The 22,558-nt window shown below is 70.2% G+C and carries 20 protein-coding genes and 2 pseudogenes; 12 read left to right on the forward strand and 10 right to left on the reverse strand.

Annotated elements, in window-relative coordinates; translation table 11 throughout:
* Nucleotides 1-332 precede the first annotated feature (332 nt).
* Entirely contained in the window at nt 333-1,586 is a 1,254-nt protein-coding gene (locus tag OG259_RS00465) for a GH25 family lysozyme (protein ID WP_328940319.1), read from the reverse strand.
* 177 nt (nt 1,587-1,763) lie between these two features.
* Between OG259_RS00465 and OG259_RS00470 the strand changes: the two genes are divergently transcribed.
* The 3 genes from OG259_RS00470 to OG259_RS00480 all read left to right on the forward strand — a co-directional run bounded on the left by OG259_RS00470 (nt 1,764) and on the right by OG259_RS00480 (nt 6,033).
* On the forward strand, nt 1,764-2,846 hold the full coding sequence (locus OG259_RS00470; protein ID WP_328940320.1) for a DUF2690 domain-containing protein: 1,083 nt from the start codon (nt 1,764-1,766) through the stop codon (nt 2,844-2,846).
* A 245-nt stretch (nt 2,847-3,091) separates the two neighbouring features.
* Complete coding sequence (locus tag OG259_RS00475; protein WP_328940321.1) at nt 3,092-4,180, forward strand: peptidoglycan-binding domain-containing protein; 1,089 nt, start codon at nt 3,092-3,094, stop codon at nt 4,178-4,180.
* 909 nt (nt 4,181-5,089) lie between these two features.
* A protein-coding gene (locus OG259_RS00480) for an IS5 family transposase (RefSeq protein ID WP_328940322.1) occupies nt 5,090-6,033 on the forward strand; the annotation gives its coding sequence in 2 pieces (ribosomal slippage) (nt 5,090-5,479 and nt 5,482-6,033; 942 coding nt in all).
* On the opposite strand, the gene OG259_RS00485 is transcribed toward OG259_RS00480, so the two are convergent.
* Nucleotides 6,011-6,493, reverse strand: a complete 483-nt coding sequence (locus OG259_RS00485; RefSeq protein WP_328940323.1) for a hypothetical protein — start codon at nt 6,491-6,493, stop codon at nt 6,011-6,013. The genes OG259_RS00480 and OG259_RS00485 overlap by 23 nt on opposite strands.
* A 253-nt stretch (nt 6,494-6,746) precedes the next feature.
* Nucleotides 6,747-7,434, reverse strand: a pseudogene (locus OG259_RS00490) (Type 1 glutamine amidotransferase-like domain-containing protein); the annotation flags it as partial.
* 20 nt (nt 7,435-7,454) lie between these two features.
* Here OG259_RS00490 and OG259_RS00495 point away from each other — a divergent pair.
* Entirely contained in the window at nt 7,455-7,649 is a 195-nt protein-coding gene (locus OG259_RS00495) for a hypothetical protein (RefSeq protein WP_328947330.1), read from the forward strand.
* 309 nt (nt 7,650-7,958) lie between these two features.
* Here the strand turns inward: OG259_RS00495 and OG259_RS00500 are convergent, their stop codons facing one another.
* From OG259_RS00500 to OG259_RS00510, 3 genes and pseudogenes are all read right to left on the reverse strand, one after another.
* On the reverse strand, nt 7,959-8,408 hold the full coding sequence (locus tag OG259_RS00500) for a hypothetical protein (RefSeq protein WP_328940324.1): 450 nt from the start codon (nt 8,406-8,408) through the stop codon (nt 7,959-7,961).
* 92 nt (nt 8,409-8,500) lie between these two features.
* Nucleotides 8,501-8,787: pseudogene (locus OG259_RS00505) on the reverse strand (hypothetical protein); the annotation flags it as partial.
* Nucleotides 8,788-8,891: 104 nt separating this feature from the next.
* Nucleotides 8,892-9,680 (reverse strand): MBL fold metallo-hydrolase, encoded by a 789-nt coding sequence (locus tag OG259_RS00510; RefSeq protein WP_328940325.1) that lies wholly within the window; start codon nt 9,678-9,680, stop codon nt 8,892-8,894.
* 96 nt (nt 9,681-9,776) lie between these two features.
* Between OG259_RS00510 and OG259_RS00515 the strand changes: the two genes are divergently transcribed.
* A complete protein-coding gene (locus OG259_RS00515; RefSeq protein WP_443051894.1) occupies nt 9,777-10,385 on the forward strand; it encodes an ABATE domain-containing protein in 609 nt (202 codons plus the stop codon).
* Between the two features lie 131 nt (nt 10,386-10,516).
* On the opposite strand, the gene OG259_RS00520 is transcribed toward OG259_RS00515, so the two are convergent.
* On the reverse strand, nt 10,517-11,449 hold the full coding sequence (locus tag OG259_RS00520) for an NADP-dependent oxidoreductase (RefSeq protein ID WP_328940327.1): 933 nt from the start codon (nt 11,447-11,449) through the stop codon (nt 10,517-10,519).
* Nucleotides 11,450-11,543: 94 nt separating this feature from the next.
* Here OG259_RS00520 and OG259_RS00525 point away from each other — a divergent pair, with 94 nt between their 5' ends.
* Nucleotides 11,544-12,479 carry an AraC family transcriptional regulator gene (locus OG259_RS00525; protein WP_328940328.1) on the forward strand — a complete coding sequence of 312 codons (936 nt, stop codon included), beginning with the start codon at nt 11,544-11,546 and terminating at the stop codon, nt 12,477-12,479.
* Nucleotides 12,480-12,749: 270 nt separating this feature from the next.
* On the opposite strand, the gene OG259_RS00530 is transcribed toward OG259_RS00525, so the two are convergent.
* Nucleotides 12,750-13,298 carry a DUF1062 domain-containing protein gene (locus OG259_RS00530; protein WP_328940329.1) on the reverse strand — a complete coding sequence of 183 codons (549 nt, stop codon included), beginning with the start codon at nt 13,296-13,298 and terminating at the stop codon, nt 12,750-12,752.
* A gap of 536 nt (nt 13,299-13,834) precedes the next feature.
* Between OG259_RS00530 and OG259_RS00535 the strand changes: the two genes are divergently transcribed.
* Nucleotides 13,835-14,572, forward strand: a complete 738-nt coding sequence (locus OG259_RS00535) for a hypothetical protein (protein ID WP_328940330.1) — start codon at nt 13,835-13,837, stop codon at nt 14,570-14,572.
* A gap of 110 nt (nt 14,573-14,682) precedes the next feature.
* The gene (locus OG259_RS00540) at nt 14,683-15,135 is read left to right on the forward strand and encodes a hypothetical protein (protein ID WP_328940331.1); all 453 of its coding nucleotides are present in this window, start codon (nt 14,683-14,685) and stop codon (nt 15,133-15,135) included.
* Here OG259_RS00540 and OG259_RS00545 read toward each other — a convergent pair.
* Nucleotides 15,098-16,090: a LacI family DNA-binding transcriptional regulator gene (locus OG259_RS00545; protein ID WP_328940332.1), complete on the reverse strand. Its 993-nt coding sequence runs from the start codon at nt 16,088-16,090 to the stop codon at nt 15,098-15,100. The two genes, OG259_RS00540 and OG259_RS00545, sit on opposite strands and share 38 nt — an antisense overlap.
* A gap of 349 nt (nt 16,091-16,439) precedes the next feature.
* Between OG259_RS00545 and OG259_RS00550 the strand changes: the two genes are divergently transcribed.
* From OG259_RS00550 to OG259_RS00565, 4 genes are all read left to right on the forward strand, one after another.
* The gene (locus OG259_RS00550) at nt 16,440-18,170 is read left to right on the forward strand and encodes a discoidin domain-containing protein (protein WP_328940333.1); all 1,731 of its coding nucleotides are present in this window, start codon (nt 16,440-16,442) and stop codon (nt 18,168-18,170) included.
* A 42-nt stretch (nt 18,171-18,212) separates the two neighbouring features.
* Nucleotides 18,213-19,583 (forward strand): DUF1996 domain-containing protein, encoded by a 1,371-nt coding sequence (locus OG259_RS00555; protein ID WP_328940334.1) that lies wholly within the window; start codon nt 18,213-18,215, stop codon nt 19,581-19,583.
* Nucleotides 19,559-20,113 (forward strand): DUF305 domain-containing protein, encoded by a 555-nt coding sequence (locus OG259_RS00560; protein WP_328940335.1) that lies wholly within the window; start codon nt 19,559-19,561, stop codon nt 20,111-20,113. Before OG259_RS00555 ends, OG259_RS00560 begins: the two co-directional genes overlap by 25 nt.
* A gap of 130 nt (nt 20,114-20,243) precedes the next feature.
* On the forward strand, nt 20,244-21,011 hold the full coding sequence (locus tag OG259_RS00565) for a GNAT family N-acetyltransferase (protein WP_443051895.1): 768 nt from the start codon (nt 20,244-20,246) through the stop codon (nt 21,009-21,011).
* A gap of 67 nt (nt 21,012-21,078) precedes the next feature.
* Here the strand turns inward: OG259_RS00565 and OG259_RS00570 are convergent, their stop codons facing one another.
* Nucleotides 21,079-22,188 carry a PP2C family protein-serine/threonine phosphatase gene (locus OG259_RS00570; protein ID WP_328940336.1) on the reverse strand — a complete coding sequence of 370 codons (1,110 nt, stop codon included), beginning with the start codon at nt 22,186-22,188 and terminating at the stop codon, nt 21,079-21,081.
* Between the last annotated feature and the right edge of the window lie 370 nt (nt 22,189-22,558).

Consider the following 22,558-nt stretch of genomic DNA (forward strand, 5'->3'; position numbering starts at 1 on the left):
CGAGGCCGACCGCGTAGGGACACCTCGGCAAGCCCAGGACCGTGAGAACTCGCCGCTCCCCGCCTACTGGAGCAGCTTCCTCATCCGCGCGGCGATGCTCTGTGCGGTCGATCGGAGTTCGTCCTCGGTGAGCGTGCCCGGGTGGGCACGTACAGCGGTCGGATCGTAGTCGTCCGCCGCGTAGAACAGATCCGTGGCCGCCCGGTAGTGGTCCGGAGAGGGGAACGGCCCCGAGTAGTTCTTGCAGAGCGGAAGGCAGACGGTCTGGAATTCGACCGGGGGGATCGGGGCTACCGGTCAGCGGTCGGCCCAGCGAGACCCGGCGCTACCGGTCAGCGGCCTGAGCCGGCGCCCACCAGCGCCGCCCAGGTGGCGGTGCCGGCGATTCCATCGGCTGTCAGGCCTCGGGTCCTCTGGAAGGTCCTCAGCTTCGTCTCCGTACCAGCGCCGAACACGCCGTCAGCGGTGACCGCGTGGCCGTTGTCGGTGAGCTGACGCTGGAGCGCGGTGACCGCGTGCCCCTTCGCCCCGGACTTCAGGGTGACCACGAGACGGGCCCAGGTGGCGGGCCCGACGATGCCGTCGGCGGTCAGGCTCCGGGACCGCTGGAAAGCCTTGACCTGCCGCTGCGTACCCTCGCCGAACACTCCGTCCGCAGCTGTCGCGTATCCCCTCGCCCCGAGCAGGAGTTGGGCCGTGGTCACGTCCGCACCACGCTGCCCCGCCTTCAGTGTCGGCCAGGAGGCACCGGGCCGGGGCTGCGGGGCGCCGCCGCCCAGGTGGGCCAGGGCGCGCAGCTGGGCGAGAGTGCCCCGGTAGACGTTGCGGTCGGCGCTGCCGTCGGTGCCGTTGCGGCCAGGCATGCCGGGCACCCGCTCGGTCTCTGTGTACTGCCAAAACGTCCAGGCTCCAGCGCCCGGAACGCTCTGCGGCTCTTTCGCGCCACTTCCGTACCGGGCGAGCCACAGCGGATAGCCCTGGAAGACCTTGCCGTTGCCGCCCATGCAGTCGTGCACGAACGAGGCCCGGGTGTAGACGATCGGGGTCACTTTGAACGCCGTCCTCACACGCTGGAGGAACGTCCTCAGCTGATCGGCGCGCAGGGCCTTCGGACAGACCTCCTTGCCCTTGACCCACACGCTCTCCACGTCGAGGACGGGCGGCAGTTCCCCGGCCCTGCTGCCCGTGTAGCCGGCCGCGCGGGCGGTACGGACGAAGTGGTCGGCCTGCGCGGCGCCGTCGCGGGTGCCCTTCGGGTCGAAGAAGTGGTAAGGCGCCCTCATCAGGCTTGTCGCGGCGACGGCCTTGTAGTCGCGGGCGAACCAGGGGTCCCGGTAGCTGCTGCCCTGGGTGGCCTTGAGGAAGGCGAAGGAGTTGCTCCGTGCGACGCGCTTCCAGTCGATGGCCTTCCCGGTCCCGTCATGGTTGTGATGGCTGGTGTCGACTCCCTTCACGGCATACGTACCCGGGTGGGCGGCGGCGCTCGGCTGCGCGCCGGCGAGTGCCCCGCCGACGGCGAGGGTTGCGGTGACCAGGGCGGCGACGACGGCGTGCGATGCGCGGCCGGTGCGGGCATGGCTGAACACAGATGTCTCCTTGGAAGAGGCGATCGATCGATCGGGAGAGGGGGTTGGCTCAACAATGCGCCCACTGGTCGAGCGGGTCCTAGACTTTCAGGCCGTCAGCTGATTCATGCACAGGTCATGTGCCATGCATGGGTGTTGAGCTGGCCTTATGCAGCCGGTTCAGGGGGGAGCGCATCAATGGGCGTGGATGGCGGCGCACCCGCGGCGGACGCGAAGCAGCGGCTCGCCCGGCTCCTGCGAGGCTGGTGGGAGCAGCACCCGGGGAAGGTCACCCAGGAGGCGCTGGCCCGGCGGATCACGGAGCGTGGAGTCCGTACGAGCCAGGAGATGCTGTCCCGCTATCTGCACCGGACTCGTCCCACGCTGGCCCGGACCGACGTGATCCGCGCGATGCACGAGGTCCTCGGCCGGGCGGAGGAGGAGCTGGCCTCGGCGCTCGCCTTGCACGACGAGGCGTCGGAGGCGCCCGGATCGGCGCCGGCGGCCATGTCTCCGCCGCCGTCTCCGCCTGCGCCCGCTGCTGCGGATCCGGCTGCGGCTGCGCAGGCCCAAGCGCCTGCGATTGCGGCTGGAGTTGTGCCTGCCTCTGAGGGTGCGGTGGTGCCCGAGGTACCGGGCGAAGCGGAGGACGAGGTTGTCCCGGCGGTCCCCGACGATCGTGGTTCGGTGTCCGCTCCGTCTCCTGAGCCCGTGGTTGCTTCCACGGCGGTACTCGCGCCTGCCGCGTCGAGCACCTCCGGATCGCGTGTCGCCCGGACGCTCTGGATCGTGCTCGCCTCGTGCGTCGTTGTCGGCATGTCCGTGGTCGGTGCCGTCGTTCTGGACAGCGACAGGGACCGCAGCAAGGAGGCGCAGCCGCCCGCCGGGCCGCCGGCTTCCTCCCTCTCCTCCTCCTTCCCCTTCTCCGCCGCGCCGACGTCCACCGCCGAGTGCCAGGGCGCGTCCTGCTTCGGCGTGGATCCGAAGTACGCCGTCTGCCGGGAGGACGCCGTCACCTACTACACGGGCAGCGGGCACGGCATCCGCGTGGAGCTGCGGTTCAGCGCGATGTGCCAGGCCGCATGGGCCAAGATGAGCGGCACCTCGCAGGGTGACGTCGTTCGGGTCACGAACAATGCCGGGCGTTCGAGGCACTACACGCAGCAGTGGGGCCATGACGCCCACAGCACGATGGTCGAGGCGCTGAACCCGGACGACGCGAAGGCCTGCGCCCGTACCCCGCGCGGCGAGGTGTGCGCCACGGTGCCGGTGTCGCGCTGAGCCACACCCCGCCCCCGTTACATAAGCGCTGGTCAGAGCCATGCATAGGTCGCCGTGCATAGGTGCATGAGGGAGCGGGGGCGGAACGCTGGCCGGTGTCGTACGACGTCGTGCAGAGTGAGGTCACGGCCGCCGGAGCGGAACGCATCCCTTCTTCTCACGCCCTGTCAGGGCGTGGTTCCGCCTGCATCCGGCAGCGCCGCACCCATCCCCTGTTCGTCCCTTCGCGGACCAAGGAGTCACGCATGTTCTCGTCCACCGCACGTAAGGCCGCGGCACCCAAGACCACCACTCGTCTGATCGCCTCCGTCCTCGCCGTGGCCGCACTCACCGGCACGGGGCTCGCCTCCGGTGCCACAGCCGGCGCCGTCCCTGCCGCAGCCGGCTCTGTCGCCCCGGCCGCCGCCCCCGTCGCCGCTTCCCTGTCCGATTCCGTGTCCGCTTCCGTGGCCCAAGCGGCGGACGTGTCCTGGCCGACCCTGAAGTCCGGGTCCCGGGGCGCGGAGGTCACCGCGCTGCAGCACCTGCTGGTCGCACGGGGCCACTCCGTGGCCGTCGACGGGGCGTTCGGCCCGTCGACCGGCCGTGCCGTCACCGCGTTCCAGCGGGCCCAGCGGCTGGCCGCCGACGGCGTCGTCGGCTCTGCCACGTGGAGCAAGCTCGTGCCGACCCTGCGCGAGGGCGGCCGGGGCCCGGCGGTGAAGGCCGTCCAGACCCTGCTGACAGCGCGCGGCCAGAAGGTGACCGTCGACGGCACTCTGACGGCGGCCGTCGCGGCGAAGGTGAAGGCCTTCCAGAAGTCCCGCGGTCTCGCCGCCGACGGCGTCGTCGGCCGGCAGACCTGGGCGGCCCTCCTCTCCGCCCGGCCCGCGGCTCCGGTCGGCTCCCGGGCCACCACCGCGCGGAAGATCCTCGGCACGTCCGGCATCACCCTGGCCACGGTGCACCCCGGTGGCCGGCACGCCGGATCGACCGCGAAGCAGAACGTCGTCGACACGGCCAACGCAAAGGGCGCGCTCACCAGCCCGTGGGGCGACAAGCCCAATCGCAGGGTCGTCCTCGACACCCGGATGCTGAACGGCCTGCTGAAGCTGCGCACGCAGTTCGGCTACCGGGTCTCCGTCTCCGAACTCGTCGGCGGCGACCACAGTTCCCACTCCAAGCACTACGCGGGTCTGGCCATCGACATCAGTCACATCAACGGCCGACACGTGGGCGACGGCGCCCCGCACCGAGGTCTGATGGCGGCCTGCCGGCAGCTCGGCGCGAAGGAGGTACTCGGCCCGGGCGACGCCGGCCACGGCCGCCACGTCCACTGCGCCTGGCCGCGCTGAGCCACGCACCAGCCTCGGGCGGGATCCGCACGGAACCCGCCCCGAGGCGTATGCGGCACGGGCGGGCGGGCACTGTGGTGCGCCCGGCGCGAAGCTGCTCCCACTCGAACTCTCGGGCCTCCGCCTCCGCCTTGGCCGTCACTGCATGGTGCAGCCGCTGCTCGGCGGCCGAGCGCTCCCCCTCGGGGGGCGTGCGGCACAGCAACCTCCACGGCGGCCGCGGCCGCGCTGCACCCGTCACGATGGCTGGTACGCGTACGGAGCCCCGTACCGGCGAGGCGGCGCTCGCCCTCTCGCGCCGCGAGGAGATTCTCCTGCCGCAGCACCGCCCCGAAGAAGAAGCGGCATGCCGACAGCTACTACGCTTCGGCATGGCGCGGCACCGTCCACGGCCAGGTCGGTCGGCCAGGGAACGGGCCGCTCCACGCACTACTGATCGGGCCGGGGCAAGCACTCCCCCGCCAGCAGTCCTCGGCGGGTGTCGGCGTTCGCGCGAGAGTGCGCCCAGGGCGGACGCGGAAACGTACACACCCAAGTTGTGCAACGCAGGGAGAGGTGGCGGCTGCCCCTTCCCCCTCAGCCTGCTGGTTATGTCAGCCTCCCGGGGAGGCGTTCGTCGATGACTTCGGGAGTCACCTGGCCGCCGGAAAGTTGATCAACATCGAGTTTTGGGTTCTGGCACAGATCTTGGGGAGCCGTCGCGGAGCGTTACCTCGGTGTTCGATTACGAGGAGTCAGGCTCGTGCGAGACGGCGTCCGCTTTGTCACCTGACAACCGGAAGTGACGCTCCCTCAGGTTCCTCCCGTTCACTGCTGTGGTCGGCGGCGGACGACGATGGTGCTGGTCATGCACTAGGAGCTGTCCGGCCGATCATGTGACTGTCGCCTGGTCGGATCGTTGTCCTGTGTATGGGGCGGGGTGAACGCGGTGATCTGTCGGACGCGGAGTGGGAACGGCTGCGGCCGTTCCTGCCCGTGAGCAATGGTCGGTGCGGGCGGTGGCGTGATCACCGGCAAGTAATCGACGGGATTCTGCACCGGGTTCGGACCGGGGTTCACTGGCGCGATCTGCCGGAGCGGTTCGGGCCGTGGAAGACGGTCTACGAGCGCCACCGGCTCTGGTCGGCCGACGTCACCTGGGAACTTCTGCTGCACCAGGTCCAAGCGGCGGCCGATGCGGCTGGCGAGATCGACTGGGACGTCTCTGTGGACTCGACCATCGTTCGCGCGCACCAGCACGCGGCCGGCGCCCGCACCGACCCTCCGCCGGCCATCGCCGGCTCAAAGGGGGACGAGACGGTGGAACACCAGGACGAAGCTCCGTGGCAGAGCCTCGTCAGCCGGCTGGTGGAGGTGGTGCAGGAGGCGAGGGCCTGGGGCGTTCGCGCGGCGGCTTCACGAGCAAGATTCACCTGAGCGCGGACGGTCGCTGCCGGCCGCTGTCCCTGATCGTTACACCGGGGCAGCGGGCCGACTGCACCCAGTTCGCGCCGGTGCTGGAGAAGATCCGGGTTCCCCGGCGCGGTTCGGGCCGGCCCCGCAAGACGCCGGACAGCGTCGCAGCAGATAAGGCCTACAGCAACGGTCCCTGCCGTCAATACCTGCGGCGGCGCGGCATCCGGCACACGATTCCGGAGAAGGCCGACAGCCGGGCAGCCCGCCTGCGCAAGGGATCACGAGGCGGACGGCCACCGGGGTTCGACGAGGAGCGGTACAAGAAGCGCAACACCGTCGAACGAGCCGTCAATAGGCTCAAGAATTTCCGTGCGGTGGCTACGCGGTATGACAAGCGCGGCTACGTGTTCCTCGGCACCGTCTCAGCCGCAGCTGTCATCGTGTGGCTCCGCTCATGACCGCCCACTCGCGTTCACGTCGAGTGCGGAGGCCGACCGCGGCAAACAGGATGAGAGGCAGCTCCTTGTCGGCCTGGCCGATCGCCAGCGCGAGCCAACGATCGTTATCGGGGAGCGGCCACACCTGCATGCTCACGGCCTGCTGGCTGAGGTAGTCGAGCGGCTCGGGCACCGGCTCTCCCTCGCAGCTGGCGCTGAGATACGGTCCGAGGTCCACGACGAACGCACTGCCCCACCGATCCGTCAGGCGTGCCGCCAGGTCGTCGAGACGGGCCTGCAGTTCGGCTTCGGCCTCAACCCAGGCGTGCCCGTCGTCGTCATCCCAGAAATCCCGACTGACCTGCAGTTCGCGCACATGATGCTCAGGTCCACCGCCCCCGGAGGCGTCGACATAGGTCACCTCCGGGAACGGCTGCACGGCCAGCGAGTCAATCGTCGAGAGGTACTCCTCGGTGGTCACGGGCGCAGGCTATGGGACCGCGCAGACAACCTCCACCGACCGTGCGCACCCACCAATGATCGGCCGGACAGCTCCTAGCCGTGAGGCTCTTGCTGATGCGGGTTCGGCGGGCTAGAACTTCGTGTGATCACTTTTCTGTGTGCCGCATGCGCCCGCCCTCTGACCAGGGCTGTGCAGCTGTCCGAGACCCTGGTCAGGCCAGAGTTCGACTGACGAATTGAACTCGACGTGTATCGCCGGGCCCCTCACCCGTTCACGCCCGCTGATTGACCTGGTGTGTTCGGGCGAGCAGACGGCATGGCAGGGCTTGTTCTGAAACCCCGCCTTCTGCGTCTGGTTCCACCCGATACAGCAGAGCCGCAGGTGTGAGTGTCACGCAGTCCGTCAGATGGCCGTTGATGAAAAGGGCGCCGACTCCGTCTTCTACTGCCCAGCCGGCGGGAAGCGCGCGGCTTGCCACAGCCGCCTGATAGGACGCTCGTCGGCCCGGTTCACTGTCGTAGTGCGGGCAGACCGAGCCGGGCAGCAGGCTCAGCCCATCGGAGAGGTGGGTCAGTGGCCCAAATGAGTCGGTGTGCGAGCCCTCGGCCCAGCAGTTGGCACCAGCGCTGATGCCGCACAACAAGGTCCCTCGGTCGAAGGCCTCGCGAAGTAGCTGGTCCACGCCGTGCGCGCGCCAGACCGCCAGCATGTTCGCGGTGTTGCCCCCACCCACATAGACGACGTCCTGAGAGAGCAGGAACGTGCGCAGTTCGTCGTCATCGAGCTCCCGCCGGAACAGCTGCAAGACACTGGGCTCGCACGAACGTGGCCGGTACGCCTCGAAGAACTGCTCGATGTAGGCGGGTGAGTCGCCGCTGGCTGTAGGGATGAAGCACACCTTGGGGCGAGGAACGGGCACCTGACCGAGCATCCAGTAGACCGTCGTCGTCGGTGGAGAAGGCCGCCCAGAATCGCTCGGATGACGCCGACGATGTCGATGAACTGGCAACGCTCGTGGTCGACACGTTGTTGCGTGGCCTGGGTCGGCAGGGCGGCTTCCTCACCCCTTGACGAGTTCTGGAAGGAGCACCTCGACCACCTGCGGGCCACGGTGGCCGAGTACGACCGGCTGAACGCCTCCTTCGCGCCGCCCAAGCCCTTGGTCTGCACGTAGATCCGGCCCTCGCCCGGGTGGATGTCGCCGATCGTCATGCCCAGCATCTCGGCGGCCCGTGCGCCGTTGTACAAGAACATGCAGAACAGTGCTCGGTCGCGGCGGCAGCCCAGCGAGTTGAACAGATCTTCGACGACATCGTCGGGGACCGCACGCGGCTCACGATCGACCGGCTTCTGCCGTTAGGCGCCCCGACGGTGCAGCCGGAACGGCTCCAGCGGGTTGTGATGCGCCTCCAGCCGGCGCCCGTCACGGGGTTGCGGTGGCGCCGGGGAGACCAACGGGCCCTGCCCGGTTTGCAGATGGTGGTCACAGAACGCCGCCGGCACCGACACCGCGTGGTTGATGGTCGCCGGGGCATAGCCCGACCGCAGGTACGGCTTGCCGGTGCGCGCGTTCAATGACCGCGGAACGGGCGCGTCCGGGCGGCGCCGGTCCCGCGCCGGGTTGTGGCACGTCCGCAGCCAAAGGACGAAGTCGCGTACATCCACGCGCTTCGCACGGCTCCATTCGACGTTCATCGCGGTCGAGGAACCGGAACCAGCGCAGCAGGTCAAAGGCATAGGAACGGCACGAAGCCAGCGTGTTGCCGCAGGCCGGCAACTCCCGCAGGAACTCGCCCGGCGGCGTGATCGCCCGCCCGGCACCATCGAGCACCACCCAGGGCAGTGCGGCAGCACTGGTCGCCTCCGCCCTGCCGACCCGTGCCACCACCAGGCCGGACACCTCGCGTTCGGCGATCACCACATCGTGATGCATCGCGTCTCCGTCTCATCGGGAACATCCCGAACGGAGGCTCCTCGCCCTCACCACGCCGAGGCGTAGGACACGCCGGTAGTGCGGTCAACGGGTCGATGGACCGCCTTGCCCGAGTACGACAGGCGGAAGGAGAAGAGGTAGCAGCGGGTGGGGACCCCGGCGAACACGATGTACACCTCCCCGAAGTCCACCTCGGCCTCCGCTCCGGGGATGTGAGGCTGCGGGATCTCTTGCGCGGCTCCGGCCACTGGGCGTCCAGAGCCCTGCGGACGGTCCGCCAGGTCACGCCGTACTTGTGCTCCAGTGCACGCATCGAGATGCCGCCCTGACGTTGGTCACGGCTGATCGCCGCGTACAGCTCGGCCTTCGACTTCGGCATGCGCATGGAGCCCCCAACGGGAGAAGCACACGCAGCGGAGAGTCACTCGCCCTGAGTCAAGAGCATGGCCATGCCCGACCGGCACCCTGGGCGGAGGTTCAGGCTCAGGAGCGCCGCGTCCAGTCCTGGTCCAGGCGGTCGGCCAGGCCGGCGGCGGTGAAGGCGGCCTTCAGTTCTTCGCGGCCCTCGGTGAAGTGGGCCCAGCTGTCGTGGTGGGCCGGGACGACACGGCGGGCGTCGAGGATCCGGGCTGCGTCGGCGGCCTGCGCGCTGTCCAGGACGATCGGATCGCCGCCGAAGAGCATGGGAAAGCGAGGGGCTCCGGCGAACAGGATGGCGGTGTCCACCGGGGCGAAGCGCCTGGCGATCTCCTTGACGGCGTCGAGGGAGGCGTTGTCGCCGCTGACGTAGACCGTCGGCAGACCCTCACCGGTCAGTACGAAGCCGACGACCTGGCCGGCGAACCGCTCGACCTCCTCGCGCGGGCCGGGGCCGTGGATGGCGGGCACACCGGTGACGGTGATGGTGCCGCCGCCCGGGCGCTCCAACTCGACCGTCTCCCAGTCGGCCAGGCCCTTGGCCTGCTCTCCGAGGCGCTCGCCGCCGCCGGGGGTGGTGAGGGTGAGGGGGACGTCGGCGAGCAGGCCGCGGCCGGAGGTGTCGAGGTTGTCGGCGTGCTCGTCGTGGGAGAGCAGGACCACGTCGATGGGGCCGAGTTCGGCGGGGGTGGTGAGGGAGGGGGCGGTCTTGGTCAGCGTCGGACCGGTCGAGGGGTAGTCGCCGGGGCCGTCGAAGGTCGGGTCCGTCAGGAAGCGCAGGCCGCCGTACTCGAACAGGGCGGTCGGGCCGCCGAGCGTGCGGACCGGGAACTGATCGGCGTTGAGCTGGGACATGACGTCTCCCCTGTTTCTCACGTAAAAATTATGTGTTTAACGTGATGCCAGGCTAGGCGGGCATCACGGAAAAACGCAAGCGCTACCATGAGAGGCATGGACGACACCCCGGCCACCGACACGGCGCAGACCCCTCTGCCTCCAGCTCCGGGTGCCGACCGGTACCGCTCCCTGGACTTCGCCGATACCGCCGCGACCCTGCCTGCCGGCCAGAGCTACGACCTGCTCGCCGCCCCCGAATCCGCCATGCGCTGGCTGGCCGCCCACGACCTGACCACCCCGGACGTGCAGTTGTACGACGTGTGCGCCCAGCGGATGCGCACACTTCGCGCACACGTACGCGCACTGTTCGCCGCCCGCGTCGACAGCACCACCCCGCCCGAGGCATCCCTGCGCGCGGTGAACGAGGCACTCACGGCCGTACCCACCGCGCCCCTCCTCGCCTGGGACGGGTCTCAGGGGCTGCGCCGCATCCAGGCGCACCCCACCGACCGGGCCGTCAACCACGCACTGGCGACCCTCGCCGCGGACGCCGCCGACCTGCTCACCGGTCCCGACGCCGACATCCTCGCCGCGTGCGGCTCCGCACCCTGCGACCGGTTCCTCATGCGCACCCACGGTCGGCGCCACTGGTGCTCCACCCGCTGCGGCGACCGCGCCCGCGCCGCCCGCGCCTACGCCCGACGCAGCGGTGCCTCGGACTGACGAAGGAACGCCGCGGGCGGTGAAGCTGCACCTGGCCGGTGAGCAGGACCAAAGGCACGTGTCGATCACGCTCACGGCAGGGAGGCGGGGGGCGGTGCAGTTCGAACCGGAGTCGGGATCTCCGGTCGGACTCAGGGGATGATGACGACCTTGCCGCGGATCTGACCGGATTCGCTCAGGCGGTGGACGTCGGCGAGGTCTGCCAGTGCACGTTGCCGGCTGATGTCGATGCCGAGCGCGCCCGCGTCGACGAGTTCCACCAGCGCCGCGAGATGTGCGACGTCGTTGCGGGCGACCATGTGCATGGCGCTCACCCGGGCATCGGCAGCCGGTTCGATGGGGGTGGCGATCGAGATGATCCTCCCGCCCGGCCGCACCAGAGGCGCCAGCGCTGCGGCGTCCGGCGGGCTCAGCGGGACCAGATTGAGCAGAGTGTCCACCGGACCGTCGAGCGCGGTGGCCACCGACCTGGCGGTGTAGTCGATCACTTGGTCCGCCCCCTGCCTCAGGACGGCCGCGGTGCTCCGCGGGCCGGCCGTGGCGATCACCTCGGCCCCCGCGTGCTTGGCAAGCCGCGTCACGAAGCCTCCGACGCCTCCCCCCGCACCGTTGACCAGCACCCGCTGACCAGCTCTCACCTTCCCGTGTTCGAACACTGCCTGCCAGGCCGTCAGGCCCGCCAAGGGAAGAGCCGCGGCGTTCGCGAGAGGGATGGACGCCGGCGCCGCGACCAGCTCGGTGGCGCGCGCCCGGACGTACTCGGCAGCCGCACCACCGCTGTCGAGCCGCCCGATGACCCGGTCGCCGACGGCGAAGCCCTCCACTCCCGCGCCGACCTCGGCCACGGTGCCGGAGACGTCCCAACCAAGCGTGTAGGGCAGGGCCACGGGGAGGAACGCCTGCAGCATTCCGGCGCGCAGAGCGGCCTCGGTGGGATTGAAAGAGGTAGCCGCGACATGGACGAGCACTTCGCCGAAGGCCGGTCGCGGACGGGGAACAGTTTCGTAGCGGATCACGGAAGGGTCGCCGTACTCGTGGATGCGCGAGCTCTTCATCATCGTCATGCCGCGAATCTACGGATCACACATGGAGACGATCCATGTGTCAGACCGCCCAATTCATACGCGTACGTCTTGCACCCACCCGTAGTCTCAGCACATGGATCTACTCAGCGACGTGGTCGCGGTGACGCGGACCGGCCGACCCCGGTCTGCGCACGTGCGGTGGCACGCCCCGTGGGGACAGCAGTTCACACCCGTCCCCGGATCGGCGGGCTTCCAGGTGATCCTGGAGGGTTCCTGCTGGCTGTTGCCTTCCGACGCGGAACCCGTCCAACTGGGCAAGGGCGACGTGGTGTTCCTGCCCCACGGCAACGGGCACACCCTGGCCGACAGCCCCGAGACCCCGGTGACAACCCCTGCCTGCGGCCCCGACGGCCACGACCTGTACGACGCCTACGCCTCGGACAGCGTCGACCGGAGCGGAGACGGCGGTCCGGCCACGGTAGTACTCTGCGGGGCCTACCAGCTCAACCCGTCCCGCACGCACCCCCTCCTGCTGACCCTCCCCGGCCTGATCCACCTGCCGGCAGACTCCCACCAACACCCCGAGTTGCGCTCAGCCGTGGCACTCCTGGCCGCCGAACTGGAGAACCCGCGCCTGGGCACGGACGCGGCCGTCCCCGCGCTTCTGGACACACTTCTGCTGTACATCCTGCGTATCTGGTTCACTCAGCAACCCGCCCGAGAAGACAGCACGGGGTGGGCCGCCGCACTGAACGACCCGCCTGTCACCGCCGCCCTCCATGCCATCCACCGGGACCCGGCGGCACCTTGGACCGTGGCGAAACTCGCCGCGGAAGCCGGACTCTCCCGGGCGCCCTTCGCCAGACGCTTCGCCATGCTGATCGGGCAACCGCCCCTCGGCTACCTGACCTGGTGGCGGATGACCACGGCAGCCCGCCTGCTGCGGACATCGGACGCACCGCTGAGGTCCATCGCCGCCCAAGCGGGCTACACGTCCGAGTTCGCCTTCGCCCACGCGTTCAAACGCACGCACGGAACCGCACCTGGCGTATACCGGCGGAAGAACTGATCCGGAGCTGCGGACTTGAACACGTTCAGTGGCTCTGTCGCTGAACGTGTGATGGCCTGGATTCCGCGCGATCACACTGGATACGTTGTCGACATGCCCGTCGAGCCTCGCAGCCGACCCCTTCTCGTCCGCACCTGACTGGGTACGTTCACGTGCACGGCGACACCTGCGAAGTCCTGCATGACGTCGCAAGGCTTGCCGTGCCCAGGGGTGCCGTGGGCCTGCCCGGCGGCGGATGCTGCCGGACAGGCCCCTGGTCCCATGGACGGCTCAGCGCTTGAGCATGAAGGTGAAGTCGCCGGAGAGCCGGCCGCTCAGCCGGGCCGCCGAGACGAGCCTGTCCTCGGCGATCAGTCTCTCGACCTCGGCCCGTGACAGACCGAAGCCTTCGGCGATCAGCCGCACCGGCCGTACGGGAATCCGGGCGGCGAAGCGGACCGAGACGTCGACGGCCTCGCCGCTCAGGTGATCCGATCCGCCGGTGTCGAGGCGCCAGGCGCCGTCCCAGTCGAGCGCGACGTGGTTGCGACGCCGCAGGCCCGGATCCTGGAGCAACTCGGCTGCCAGGCGCGGGTCGTTGTCGTGCATCCGGTCGAGCTGCTCAGGTCGTACGGAGCGGACGTTCGCCCGCTCCAGGACCGTGAGCTTCGCCGTCTCCCCGCAGGAGGTGCAGAGCACGAGGAGCCAGGCGTCGAGGAGCTTGTGGTGCGCGTTGACGCGGAACTTGCCGTTCGCCCGGAAGCGTTCGGATCCGCAGGTGTGGCAACGGCGGAGGACTACAGGAAGGCAGGTGGGCATGACCACCCAGCTGTTGAGCACAGGAGTACACCGGTTTCAGTGAGAAATCCGCAGCAAGAAGGAGCGCGGCGCGCAGGGCGCGACGCGCGACGATTCAGCGCTCGGGGGTCTCAAACGGTGTACAACGGCCTGCCCTTGGCTCGACGACGTGGCTCGACAGCACGGTACGGGCGGACGGTGCCGGCGTTCCACAGGTTTTCGCGGGGACGTACGGGCTGCACTGCCGGCCTCGGACGCGGAGGGAGATGAGGGTCACGTCGCGGAGCTCGTCGGATGATCGGGCATGGCGCCCGGGCGGCGATCTCGGTGGAACTCGGCGTACTCCAGGGCCTCCTGGACCTCGCCGCACATGACGAAGGTGAACTCTGTCGTCGCCCGGTCGGCGTCTCCAGGGCCGGATGCCGGGAGTGGACGAACCGCAGGCCTCAGTTGAGGGCTGCGAGGGCCCGGTAGGTGATCGACCTGCTTCCCGGGGGCTCAGCACCCGGCCTTCAAGGCAACTGCCTTGTCTACGAGGCCCCTTCCCCCGTTCATCCCCCCTCGGAGACACTGACAGCATGCTCGCAGCACTCCACCGCCCCGCCGCCACCCTGGCCTGCGTGGCCGTCACTCTCTCTGTCACCGCCTGCAGTCCACACTTGGGTGACCTGCCCCAAGTGGAGATTCTCGACAGGGCGATCAGGGCGACGGAGTCGGCGAAGTCCGTGACCGTTCACACCGACGTACTCTCGTTGGGGACACCGATGAAGGGCTACCTCTCCCACGACAGCCAGGGGAACTGCACCGCCACGATGTCCTACGGCCCAGCGGGCACGGCCGAAATGATCATGATCGACAACAAGGACGTGTACCTGCGCCGCGACGAGGCGCTCCTGCGCCTGCAGGAGCGACGCCGCAGCCCGAAGGACCTGGAGGCCCTGATCTCCGAGCTCAGGGGCCGCTGGACGAAGCCGCCCCTCGACGGCCCCGATGCCCCGGACGAACTGGCGCTCTGCGGAGGGAAGAGAACCCCGGGCGAGGAGAGGACCCGCACCGGTTTGGAGAACGGCTGGGACGACGACTCCGCGAAGGCCGAGGCGACCACCGTCGACGGGCAGAAGGCGCTGAAGCTGGCGAAACCGGTCGGCAGTGACGACGAGACGACCACCGTCTACGTCGCCGCGGAGGGCCCCCCGTACCTCCTGAAAATCGTCAAAACGCGCGGCGAGACGCCGGGGACGACCACCTACTCGCACTACAACAGGCCCGTCGAGGCAAAAGCCCCGCCGGCCAAGGACGTCGTCGTCACCGACTGATCATCAGAGGGCACGCCGGAACCGCGTTGGGCTCGACGTCGACCCGCGCAGCCGCGCAGGACCGCCCGCCCCGCACGTCGAACGGCCCTTGTGGCAGCGGCTGTCGGCACATGATGCACAGAGCCGGGCGGGCCCTTTCAGCCAGTACGTCGACCCGGCACGGCCCGGACTGCACCTGCCCGATCACCGAGCCGGCGACCGACTGGTTCGCCGCCTGCGCGGTGTCCGAGGAGCCGGTGCTCCGCCGGGTGGCGGCGAGTTGGCCCGGCCTGGCCGCGGAACTCGTCGGGACACTCGCTCAGGACGACGACGAGGAGGTACGGATCCGGCTCGCCTGTCACCACCCGCCGGTTCCGCCCCTCCTCCTCCTGGACGTCTTCGTCACCCGTCCGGTGCACCGTCCACACGTGCCGACCCTGCCGGCGTTCCCCCGCACCGGCCGGAGCCACCTCATCGGTCACCCGGATCCCGAGGTACGAGCCCTCGCCGCAGCCGACCCCGCCCTGCCTCGTTCACGGCGACTGGTCAGGTCGACTCGCGCACCACCAGCTCGTTCGGCATGATCACAGGTTCTCTGGGACCGCCTTCGATCAGTCCCAGCAGGAGCCGGACCGTCGCCCTGGCCTGGTCCGCCATGGGGCTGCGTACGGAGGTGAGTGCCGGAGTGGTGTACGAGGCGGCTTCGATGTCGTCGAAGCCGACGACGGCGACGTCCTCGGGGACCCGGCGGCCCGCCTCCCGCAGGGTGCGCAGGGCCCCGATCGCCATCAAGTCGTTGCTCGCGAACACGGCGTCCAACGCGGGGTCGTCGTCGAGGAGTTGACGCATGGCCTCGGCCCCGGAGACCCTGGTGAAGTCGCCCAGCGCGACGATCGACCGGCGCCCGGTGTCGCGCAGCGCGTCCCGGTAGCCGTCGAGGCGCTCCCGGGACTCGTAGAGCTCCAGTGGTCCGGTGATGACGGCGATGCGGCGTCGGCCCCGCTCCAGCAGGTGCCGGACGGCCAGGGCCGCGCCGCTCGCGTTGTCCAGGCCCACGTACGGGACGTCCGGTGCGTTGGTGCGGTTGAACGAGGCCGTGGGCAGGCCGGTCCTGGCCAGTGCCGCCGGCAGCGGGTCGGTACCGTGCAGGGCGATCAGCATGACGCCGTCCACGTGCCCCCCGGCGACGTACTGCTCGACTCTGGCCCGGCTGCGGTCGGACTCGGCCAGCATGAGCACGACCTGTTTGCCCGCGGCCTCCAGTTCCCGGCTCACGGCGCGCACGACGGTGGCGAACAGGGGATCGTCGGAGACGACGCCCTGTGGGGGGTCGGAGACGACCACGGCCACGGCGTCGGTCCTGCGCGTCACCAGGTTCCGGGCGGCGGCGTTGGGCACGTATCCGAGCTCGCGCACGGCCCGCATGACGACGTCGCGGATCTCCGGCGCCACTGTCGCCTCGCCGTTGACGACACGGGAGACGCTCGACTTGGACACGCCCGCGCGCGCGGCGACCACTTCCAGCGTGGGTCGTTTCATCCCAGTCCGTTTCGGTCGGCGGTGCCCAGGGGCTTCCGGGGAGCGTTTTCTGACGAGGATGACGTCCGAGCGGCACCCATGTCAACGCCCACACGGAGGTGGGCTGTTGCGCGGGAGCCGAGTGATCGACCGATGGACGCAACGGAGTTCTTTGCCCTGGCAGGGCCCGTTCCCGCCCGCCAGGAAGCCGCATGACGGGCCGTCGAGAAACCGTTCCACCGTGCGACGCGGCGGAGTTCACGCCGTTTCCGGCGTGTGAACCAAGCCCTTGACAGCCGTTGCGGACCGGCCCATTCTCACCCCTCAGGGAGCGCTCCCCCGACTTCCCTCCCCTTCCTGAGGAGCCGCCGTGCGTCCACTGTTCCGCCGCCTCGGTTTATTCGTCGCCGTCGCGGCCACCCTGCTCAGCTTCACCGCTCTTCCCGACCCACCCGCCCATGCCGCCGCCGTCTGCGGCAGTGCGGACGCCGCGCGCGGCAGGCCCGCCACCGCGTCCAGCACCGAAGGCCCGTTCGGTGCGCAGAACGCCGTCGACGGCGATCCCGGCACCCGCTGGTCCAGCGAGTTCTCCGACCCCCAGTGGATCCAGATCGACCTCGGCTCCGCGAAGAACCTCTGCGGCGTGGGGCTGGCCTGGGAGGCCGCGTACGGCAAGGCCTTCCGGATCCAGGTGTCGAACGACGCCGCCACCTGGACCACGGTCCACGAGACGACCACCGGTACCGGCGGCACCCAGGATCTGGCCGTCGCCGGAACCGGCCGCTACGTCCGGCTCGCCGCGACCCAGCGCGGCACCGCCTACGGCTACTCGCTCTGGTCCTTCACCGTGCGGACCGCCGAAGGCGACCAACCCGGCGGCGGGGACACCCTCCTGTCGTACGGCCGACCGGGCGCGGCCTCCTCCTCCCAGGCCGACTCCAACTGCTGGGAGTGCACACCGGCCCGGGCGTTCGACCGCGATCCCGCCTCCCGCTGGGCCACCAGCCCGACCACGGGCTGGAGCGATCCCGGTTGGATCTCCGTGGACCTGGGCGCGACCGCCCAGATCCACAAGGTCGTCCTCCAGTGGGACCCGGCGTACGCCAAGTCCTTCCAGATCCAGGTCTCCCCGAACGGGACCGACTGGACCCCGATCTACTCGACCACCACCGGCGCCGGCTTCAAGCAGACCCTGTCCGTCTCCGGCACCGGTCGCCACGTCCGGATGTACGGGACGGAACGCGCCACCGCCTACGGCTACTCCCTGTGGGAGTTCCAGGTGTACGGCACCGGTGGCGCGCCGATCCCCGCCCCGCCGCTCCCGGCCGATCCCGCGAACCCGCCGCGGCTCGTGTGGAGCGACGAGTTCGACGGCGCCGTCGGTGCCCGGCCCGACCCCGCGAAGTGGCGGGCCGACCCGGGCACCGGCCAGAACGCCGAACTGCAGTACTACACCGACCACCGCAATGCCGCCCTGGACGGGGCCGGCCACCTCGTCATGGAGGCGCGCAAGGAGGCGACCCCGGGCCAGGGGTGCCCGCCCGACCCGCTGACCGGCAGCACCACCTGCCAGTACACCTCGGCCCGGATGAACACGGGCGCGACCTTCCAGTTCACCTACGGACGGATCGAGGCCCGCGTCAAGGTACCCAAGGGCAACGGGCTGTGGCCCGCCTTCTGGATGATGGGCGGCGACTTCCTGACGGGTCGGCCGTGGCCGTACAACGGGGAGATCGACATCATGGAGATCCTCGGCAAGGACGTGAAGACGGCCTACTCCACCGTCCACGCCCCCGCCTACAACGGCGGCGGTGGGATCGGTGCGCCGTACCGGCTGCCCCAGGACGCGGACTTCTCCGACGACTTCCACACGTGGACGGCGGACTGGAGCAGCAAGGGGATCGTCTACAGCCTCGACGGGCGGACCGTCCTCACGCTCGACAAGGAACAGATCGAGCAGAGCCGCGGGCCGTGGATCTTCGACCACCCGCACTACATGATCCTGAACCTCGCGGTCGGCGGCGCCTGGCCCGGCCCGACCGACGCCACGACGCCGTTCCCGTCGAAGATGCTCGTCGACTACGTGCGCGTCTACCAGTAGCCGACCCCTCCGCCCCGCACCCCACATCCGTAAGGAAGTGACATGCGCAGACATCCCGTCCCCCTCTACACCCTCCTGGCGGGGGCGCTGGCGGTCGTCCTGGCCGCCGCCCTCAGCATCACCCTCACCACCAGGCCCGCCTGGGCCGCGACCGTCGTCGTCCAGGCCGAGTCGTACGCCGCCCAGTCAGGTGTCGGCCTGGAGGTGACCGCGGACTCCGGCGGCGGACAGAACGCCGCCTACCTCGCCGACGGCGACTGGATGCGTTTCGACGGCGTCGACCTCGGCGCCGCCGGCCCCCTGACGGTCTCGGCCCGGGTCGCCTCCGCCACCGGCTCCGGCTCCGTGGAGCTGCGTACCGGATCGCTGACCGGACCGGTGCTCGCCACCTTCTCCGTCTCCCCCACCGGCGGCTGGCAGACGTGGGCGACCTTGACCGCCGACGTCGCCACGCACCCCACCGGGCCTCAGACCGTGTTCGCCGTACTGCGCAGCGCCACGCCCGGCGACTTCGTCAACGTCAACTGGCTCTCCTTCGGGGGCGGTGGCGGTGGCGAAACGCCCGGGTGGGTCGCCGTCGACCAGGGCGCGTGGAACGCGCAACTCGCGCAGTTTCGGGCGATGACGCCGGCAGCGGTGCCGGCCGACTCGGTCCGCGTGCCCGAGTTCAACGCCACGTGCACCTACAGCCACTCCAAGCCTGACGACCCGATCGTCGTCCCGGGCCTGCCGGGCGCCTCCCACATGCACAGTTTCTTCGGCAACAAGAGCACCGACGCGTTCACCACGGCACAGAGCCTGCAGGCCCACACCGGCACGAGCTGCACCCCGGCCGAGGACCTGTCCGCCTACTGGATCCCGACCCTCTACGAAGGAGGCAAGGCCGTCGAACCCGACGGCGTGATCGTCTACTACGGGTCGAGGCTCCTCGATCCCTCGGCGACGGTGCCCTTCCCCCAGGGCTTCCGCATGATCGCGGGCAACGCCAAGTCGCAGGTGCCCACTCCGGCGGGCTCGGCCAACCAGTTCTACTGCGCCGGAGAGGGCGGCGAGATCGGCCGCAGCGCCGACGGCAACTGGCCCGTGTGCGCCCCGACCGCCAAGCTCGTGTACCAGCTGCTCTTCCCTGACTGCTGGGACGGCAAGCACCTCGACAGTCCGGACCACAAGTCGCATGTCGCCTTCACCCACAACGGCAAGTGCGGCGGCGACCACCCCGTCGCGATTCCCTCCGTCTCCTTCGTCATCGGATACCCGACCGGTGGCAGCCCGGCCGGGTTCTCCTTGTCCTCGGGCCTCGCGTCCTCCATCCACGGCGACTTCTTCAACGCCTGGGACAACGCGGCCCTGGGACAGCGAGTGAAGGACTGCGTCGTGCAGAGCGCCAAGTGCAACTCCGCCGGCACGTTCTGATCCTGCGGACGGCGGCGGCACTGCTCGCGGCGCTGCCGGCCGTCGGCTGCACCCAGCAGCCGACGGTCGGCCCGCCACGCACAGCGCTGTTCAACGCCACCGACACCGCCTGGATCCAGCTGATGATCCCCATGGACGAGCGAGCCGAGCAGCTGACGGCCCTCGCGGCGTCACGGACCGCCGACCCGGCCCTGGCCGGGATCGCGACCGGGTCGGAAGCCAGACTGAAGGACGAACTCACCCGCCTGCGCGCGCTCCTGAAGCTCTCGGGCGTCCCGGACACCCGCCCGCACGAGGGGCACGACATGCCGGGAATGGTCTCCCTCGACGTCCTCGACAGGGTGACCACGACGACCGGCAAGGAGCTCGACCGGCTCTTCACCGACAGCATGCGCGCCCACCTCGCCCAGACCCGCACGCTCTGCGCCGGCGAACGCGCTTCGGGCCAGTCCGACGCCGCGACGGATCTGGCGAGCGCCATCGAGAGGAGTGCCGCTGACCAGCTCGCCCTGCTGAACGCGCCACGGTGAGCGGCCGGCACGCACCCTCGACGTCAGCCTCACCCCCACCGCCGCCCCGGGATCCACCCGGGTGGCCCGGAACCGTTCACCGGCCGCAAATCCCGTGCGGGAGCGCTCCCATTCTGGGATCGTCGGACGAATGACGACAGCGCCTTTCATCCGCCGCTACCGGACCTCGGACCGCGCCGAACTCGCGGACATCTGTGTCAAGACGGCTCACGAGGGCGGTGACTCCTCCGCCCTCTACCCCGATCCCGAGCTGATGCCCGTGATCTTCGCCTATCCGTACGTGGAGCTCGAGCCCGACTTCGCGTTCGTTCTGGACGACGGCGCCGGGCAGGCCGTCGGCTATGTCCTCGGGGTGCCGGACACCGCGGGCTTCGCCGCCCGGTTCCGTGAGGAGTGGCTTCCCCGGGCGGCGGAGCGGTTCCCGGCGCCCGTCGGCGCGGCCGCCACGCCCGCCGAGTCGATGGCGTTCCTGCTCCACACACCGGAGCGCATGGTCCGCGCCGAGTTGGCCGGACATCCCGCGCACCTGCACATCGACCTCCTGCCCGCCTGGCAGGGGCGGGGGTACGGGCGCGCCCTCATCGCCACTCTGCTCGCGGCGCTGCACGTGCACGGCGTGCCCGCCGTGCACCTGTGCATGGTGCGGTCGAACACACCGGCCCGGGCGTTCTACGACCGCCTGGGGTTCGAGCAGCTGGACGTACCCGACCCCGGACCCGTCTGGTACCTGGGCCGCCCGACGGCCCAGGACGCGCGGTCCGAGCCCCCGACGGCCCAGGACGCGCACTCCGGGCCCCCGGCGACCGTGGGGCAGCCGGACGGCGGGGGCCCGGGCGGTCCTCGGTCGAGCCGCAGGGCGAGCCGGTCGAGTGTGCCACGGGCCACTCGCCGTGCCTGATGCCGAAGTGTTCCCACGTCCCGAATCACCTTGCCAAGCCCGTTCGCGCGGCGGCAGGGCGAGGCGCTCACCGGGACCAGGCGGCTCCAGGCACGCGCAGGTGGACGGCGAGGGCGGCGATGTCGTCGTCGAGGCGTCCTTTGGTGTAGTGGAGGAGATCGCGGTGCAGCGCCGCGAGAAGTTCGCGGGGTGGCGTCAGGGGCTGCCGCCCCATCCAGGCTGCCAGCGGGAAGAACTCGCCGCCGCGGTCGCGGGCCTCGGCGATCCCGTCGGTGTAGAGGAGCAGCAGGTCACCGGGGGCGAAGGCGCAGCTGTCGACGTTGTAGTGATCACCCAGCAGGTCGGCCAGGCTGAGCAACGGCGAGGGGGCCTGCGTCTCGAGGACGCGGAGTGTCGTGCCGTTCAGGATCAGCGGGGGCGGGTGTCCGCAGTTGAGGAGGTCGATCCGCCCGCCTTCCTTCGGGATGTCGACGAGCAGCGCGGTGGCGAAGCGCTCCATCGTTCCCTCGGGGGGAAAGGCAGCGTTGTACCGGGTGCAGCTGGCGTCGAGCCTGCGGGCGACCTCGATCATGTCGGTCTCGCTGTAGGCGGCCTCGCGGAAGGCGTTGACGATGGCCGCGGCCGCTCCCACCGCCGGCAGGCCCTTGCCGCGTACGTCACCGATGAGCAGCCTGACGCCGAACGGCGTGTCGATCGCCTCGTAGAAGTCCCCGCCGATGCGCGCCTCCGCCGCGGCCGCGAGGTACAGCGACTCGATCTCGACGTCCCTGAAGCGGCGTGGCATCGGGCCCAGCACCACCTGCTGCGCCGCATCGGCGACGAGCCGTACCTGGAGGAGTGTGCGCTCCCGCTGGAGCCGGACATGGCTTCCGTACGCCGCGGCCACGGTGACGGCGATGATCCCCGCGACCGTCCACCACGTTCCGAGGTCGGGGAAGACGAGGCTGAGGCCGATCATCAGGATGAGGCAGACCGTGCCGAGCAGGATGGTGGGCAGGACCGGCCACATGGCGGCGGCCAGAGCCGGGGCGGCGGGCAGCAACCGACTGAAGGCCAGCTCCGGCGGAGTGGTGTAGGCCAGTGCGGCGATCACGACGGTCAGAATGACCGGCGACAGCCGCACAAGCAGGCCCGGGCTGTAGCGGCGGTGGAGCCACACCCGTCCAGACTCGATCACACCGGATAGAATATCCACACAAGACGGACATAGCGCTTCAGAGCGGGGCGACTGGACCGGGGCGGGCTTGTGTGCGTACGCACACATGTACGGCCCCCCCGTCCCGACAGACCCGCCCGCTCCACCTCCGCGCAAGCAGGCCGTGACCCGTCACCCGCCGTCCCACTCCTCACCCGTCGCCCGTCGGATCGGTAGCCCTGCACTGCGGGCGAGGAGGCGCACCCCACGCACATCCGGCCCCGCGAGGCGCCGCGGCGCCGACGCGGCCGCTCCAGAAGCCGACCGTCCTCCGCGACCACCGCAGGAGCATCCGTTCGACTCCCGAACAGCCGACCCCTTCGAAGTGTCTCCGTAGTACGTCAACTCCCCT

It is taken from the genome of Streptomyces sp. NBC_00250 (assembly GCF_036192275.1).
GTDB lineage: Bacteria > Actinomycetota > Actinomycetes > Streptomycetales > Streptomycetaceae > Streptomyces.

What these genes read in the sequence shown, in the direction of transcription:
- OG259_RS00470 (WP_328940320.1), top strand. Translation starts at nt 1,764, where the DNA reads ATGGGCGTGGATGGCGGCGCACCCGCGGCGGACGCGAAGCAGCGGCTC.
- OG259_RS00475 (WP_328940321.1), top strand. Translation starts at nt 3,092, where the DNA reads ATGTTCTCGTCCACCGCACGTAAGGCCGCGGCACCCAAGACCACCACT.
- OG259_RS00495 (WP_328947330.1), top strand. Translation starts at nt 7,455, where the DNA reads ATGACGCCGACGATGTCGATGAACTGGCAACGCTCGTGGTCGACACGT.
- OG259_RS00500 (WP_328940324.1), bottom strand. Translation starts at nt 8,408, where the DNA reads ATGCATCACGATGTGGTGATCGCCGAACGCGAGGTGTCCGGCCTGGTG.
- OG259_RS00510 (WP_328940325.1), bottom strand. Translation starts at nt 9,680, where the DNA reads ATGTCCCAGCTCAACGCCGATCAGTTCCCGGTCCGCACGCTCGGCGGC.
- OG259_RS00515 (WP_443051894.1), top strand. Translation starts at nt 9,777, where the DNA reads ATGGACGACACCCCGGCCACCGACACGGCGCAGACCCCTCTGCCTCCA.
- OG259_RS00520 (WP_328940327.1), bottom strand. Translation starts at nt 11,449, where the DNA reads ATGACGATGATGAAGAGCTCGCGCATCCACGAGTACGGCGACCCTTCC.
- OG259_RS00525 (WP_328940328.1), top strand. Translation starts at nt 11,544, where the DNA reads ATGGATCTACTCAGCGACGTGGTCGCGGTGACGCGGACCGGCCGACCC.
- OG259_RS00535 (WP_328940330.1), top strand. Translation starts at nt 13,835, where the DNA reads ATGCTCGCAGCACTCCACCGCCCCGCCGCCACCCTGGCCTGCGTGGCC.
- OG259_RS00540 (WP_328940331.1), top strand. Translation starts at nt 14,683, where the DNA reads ATGATGCACAGAGCCGGGCGGGCCCTTTCAGCCAGTACGTCGACCCGG.
- OG259_RS00545 (WP_328940332.1), bottom strand. Translation starts at nt 16,090, where the DNA reads ATGAAACGACCCACGCTGGAAGTGGTCGCCGCGCGCGCGGGCGTGTCC.
- OG259_RS00555 (WP_328940334.1), top strand. Translation starts at nt 18,213, where the DNA reads ATGCGCAGACATCCCGTCCCCCTCTACACCCTCCTGGCGGGGGCGCTG.
- OG259_RS00565 (WP_443051895.1), top strand. Translation starts at nt 20,244, where the DNA reads ATGACGACAGCGCCTTTCATCCGCCGCTACCGGACCTCGGACCGCGCC.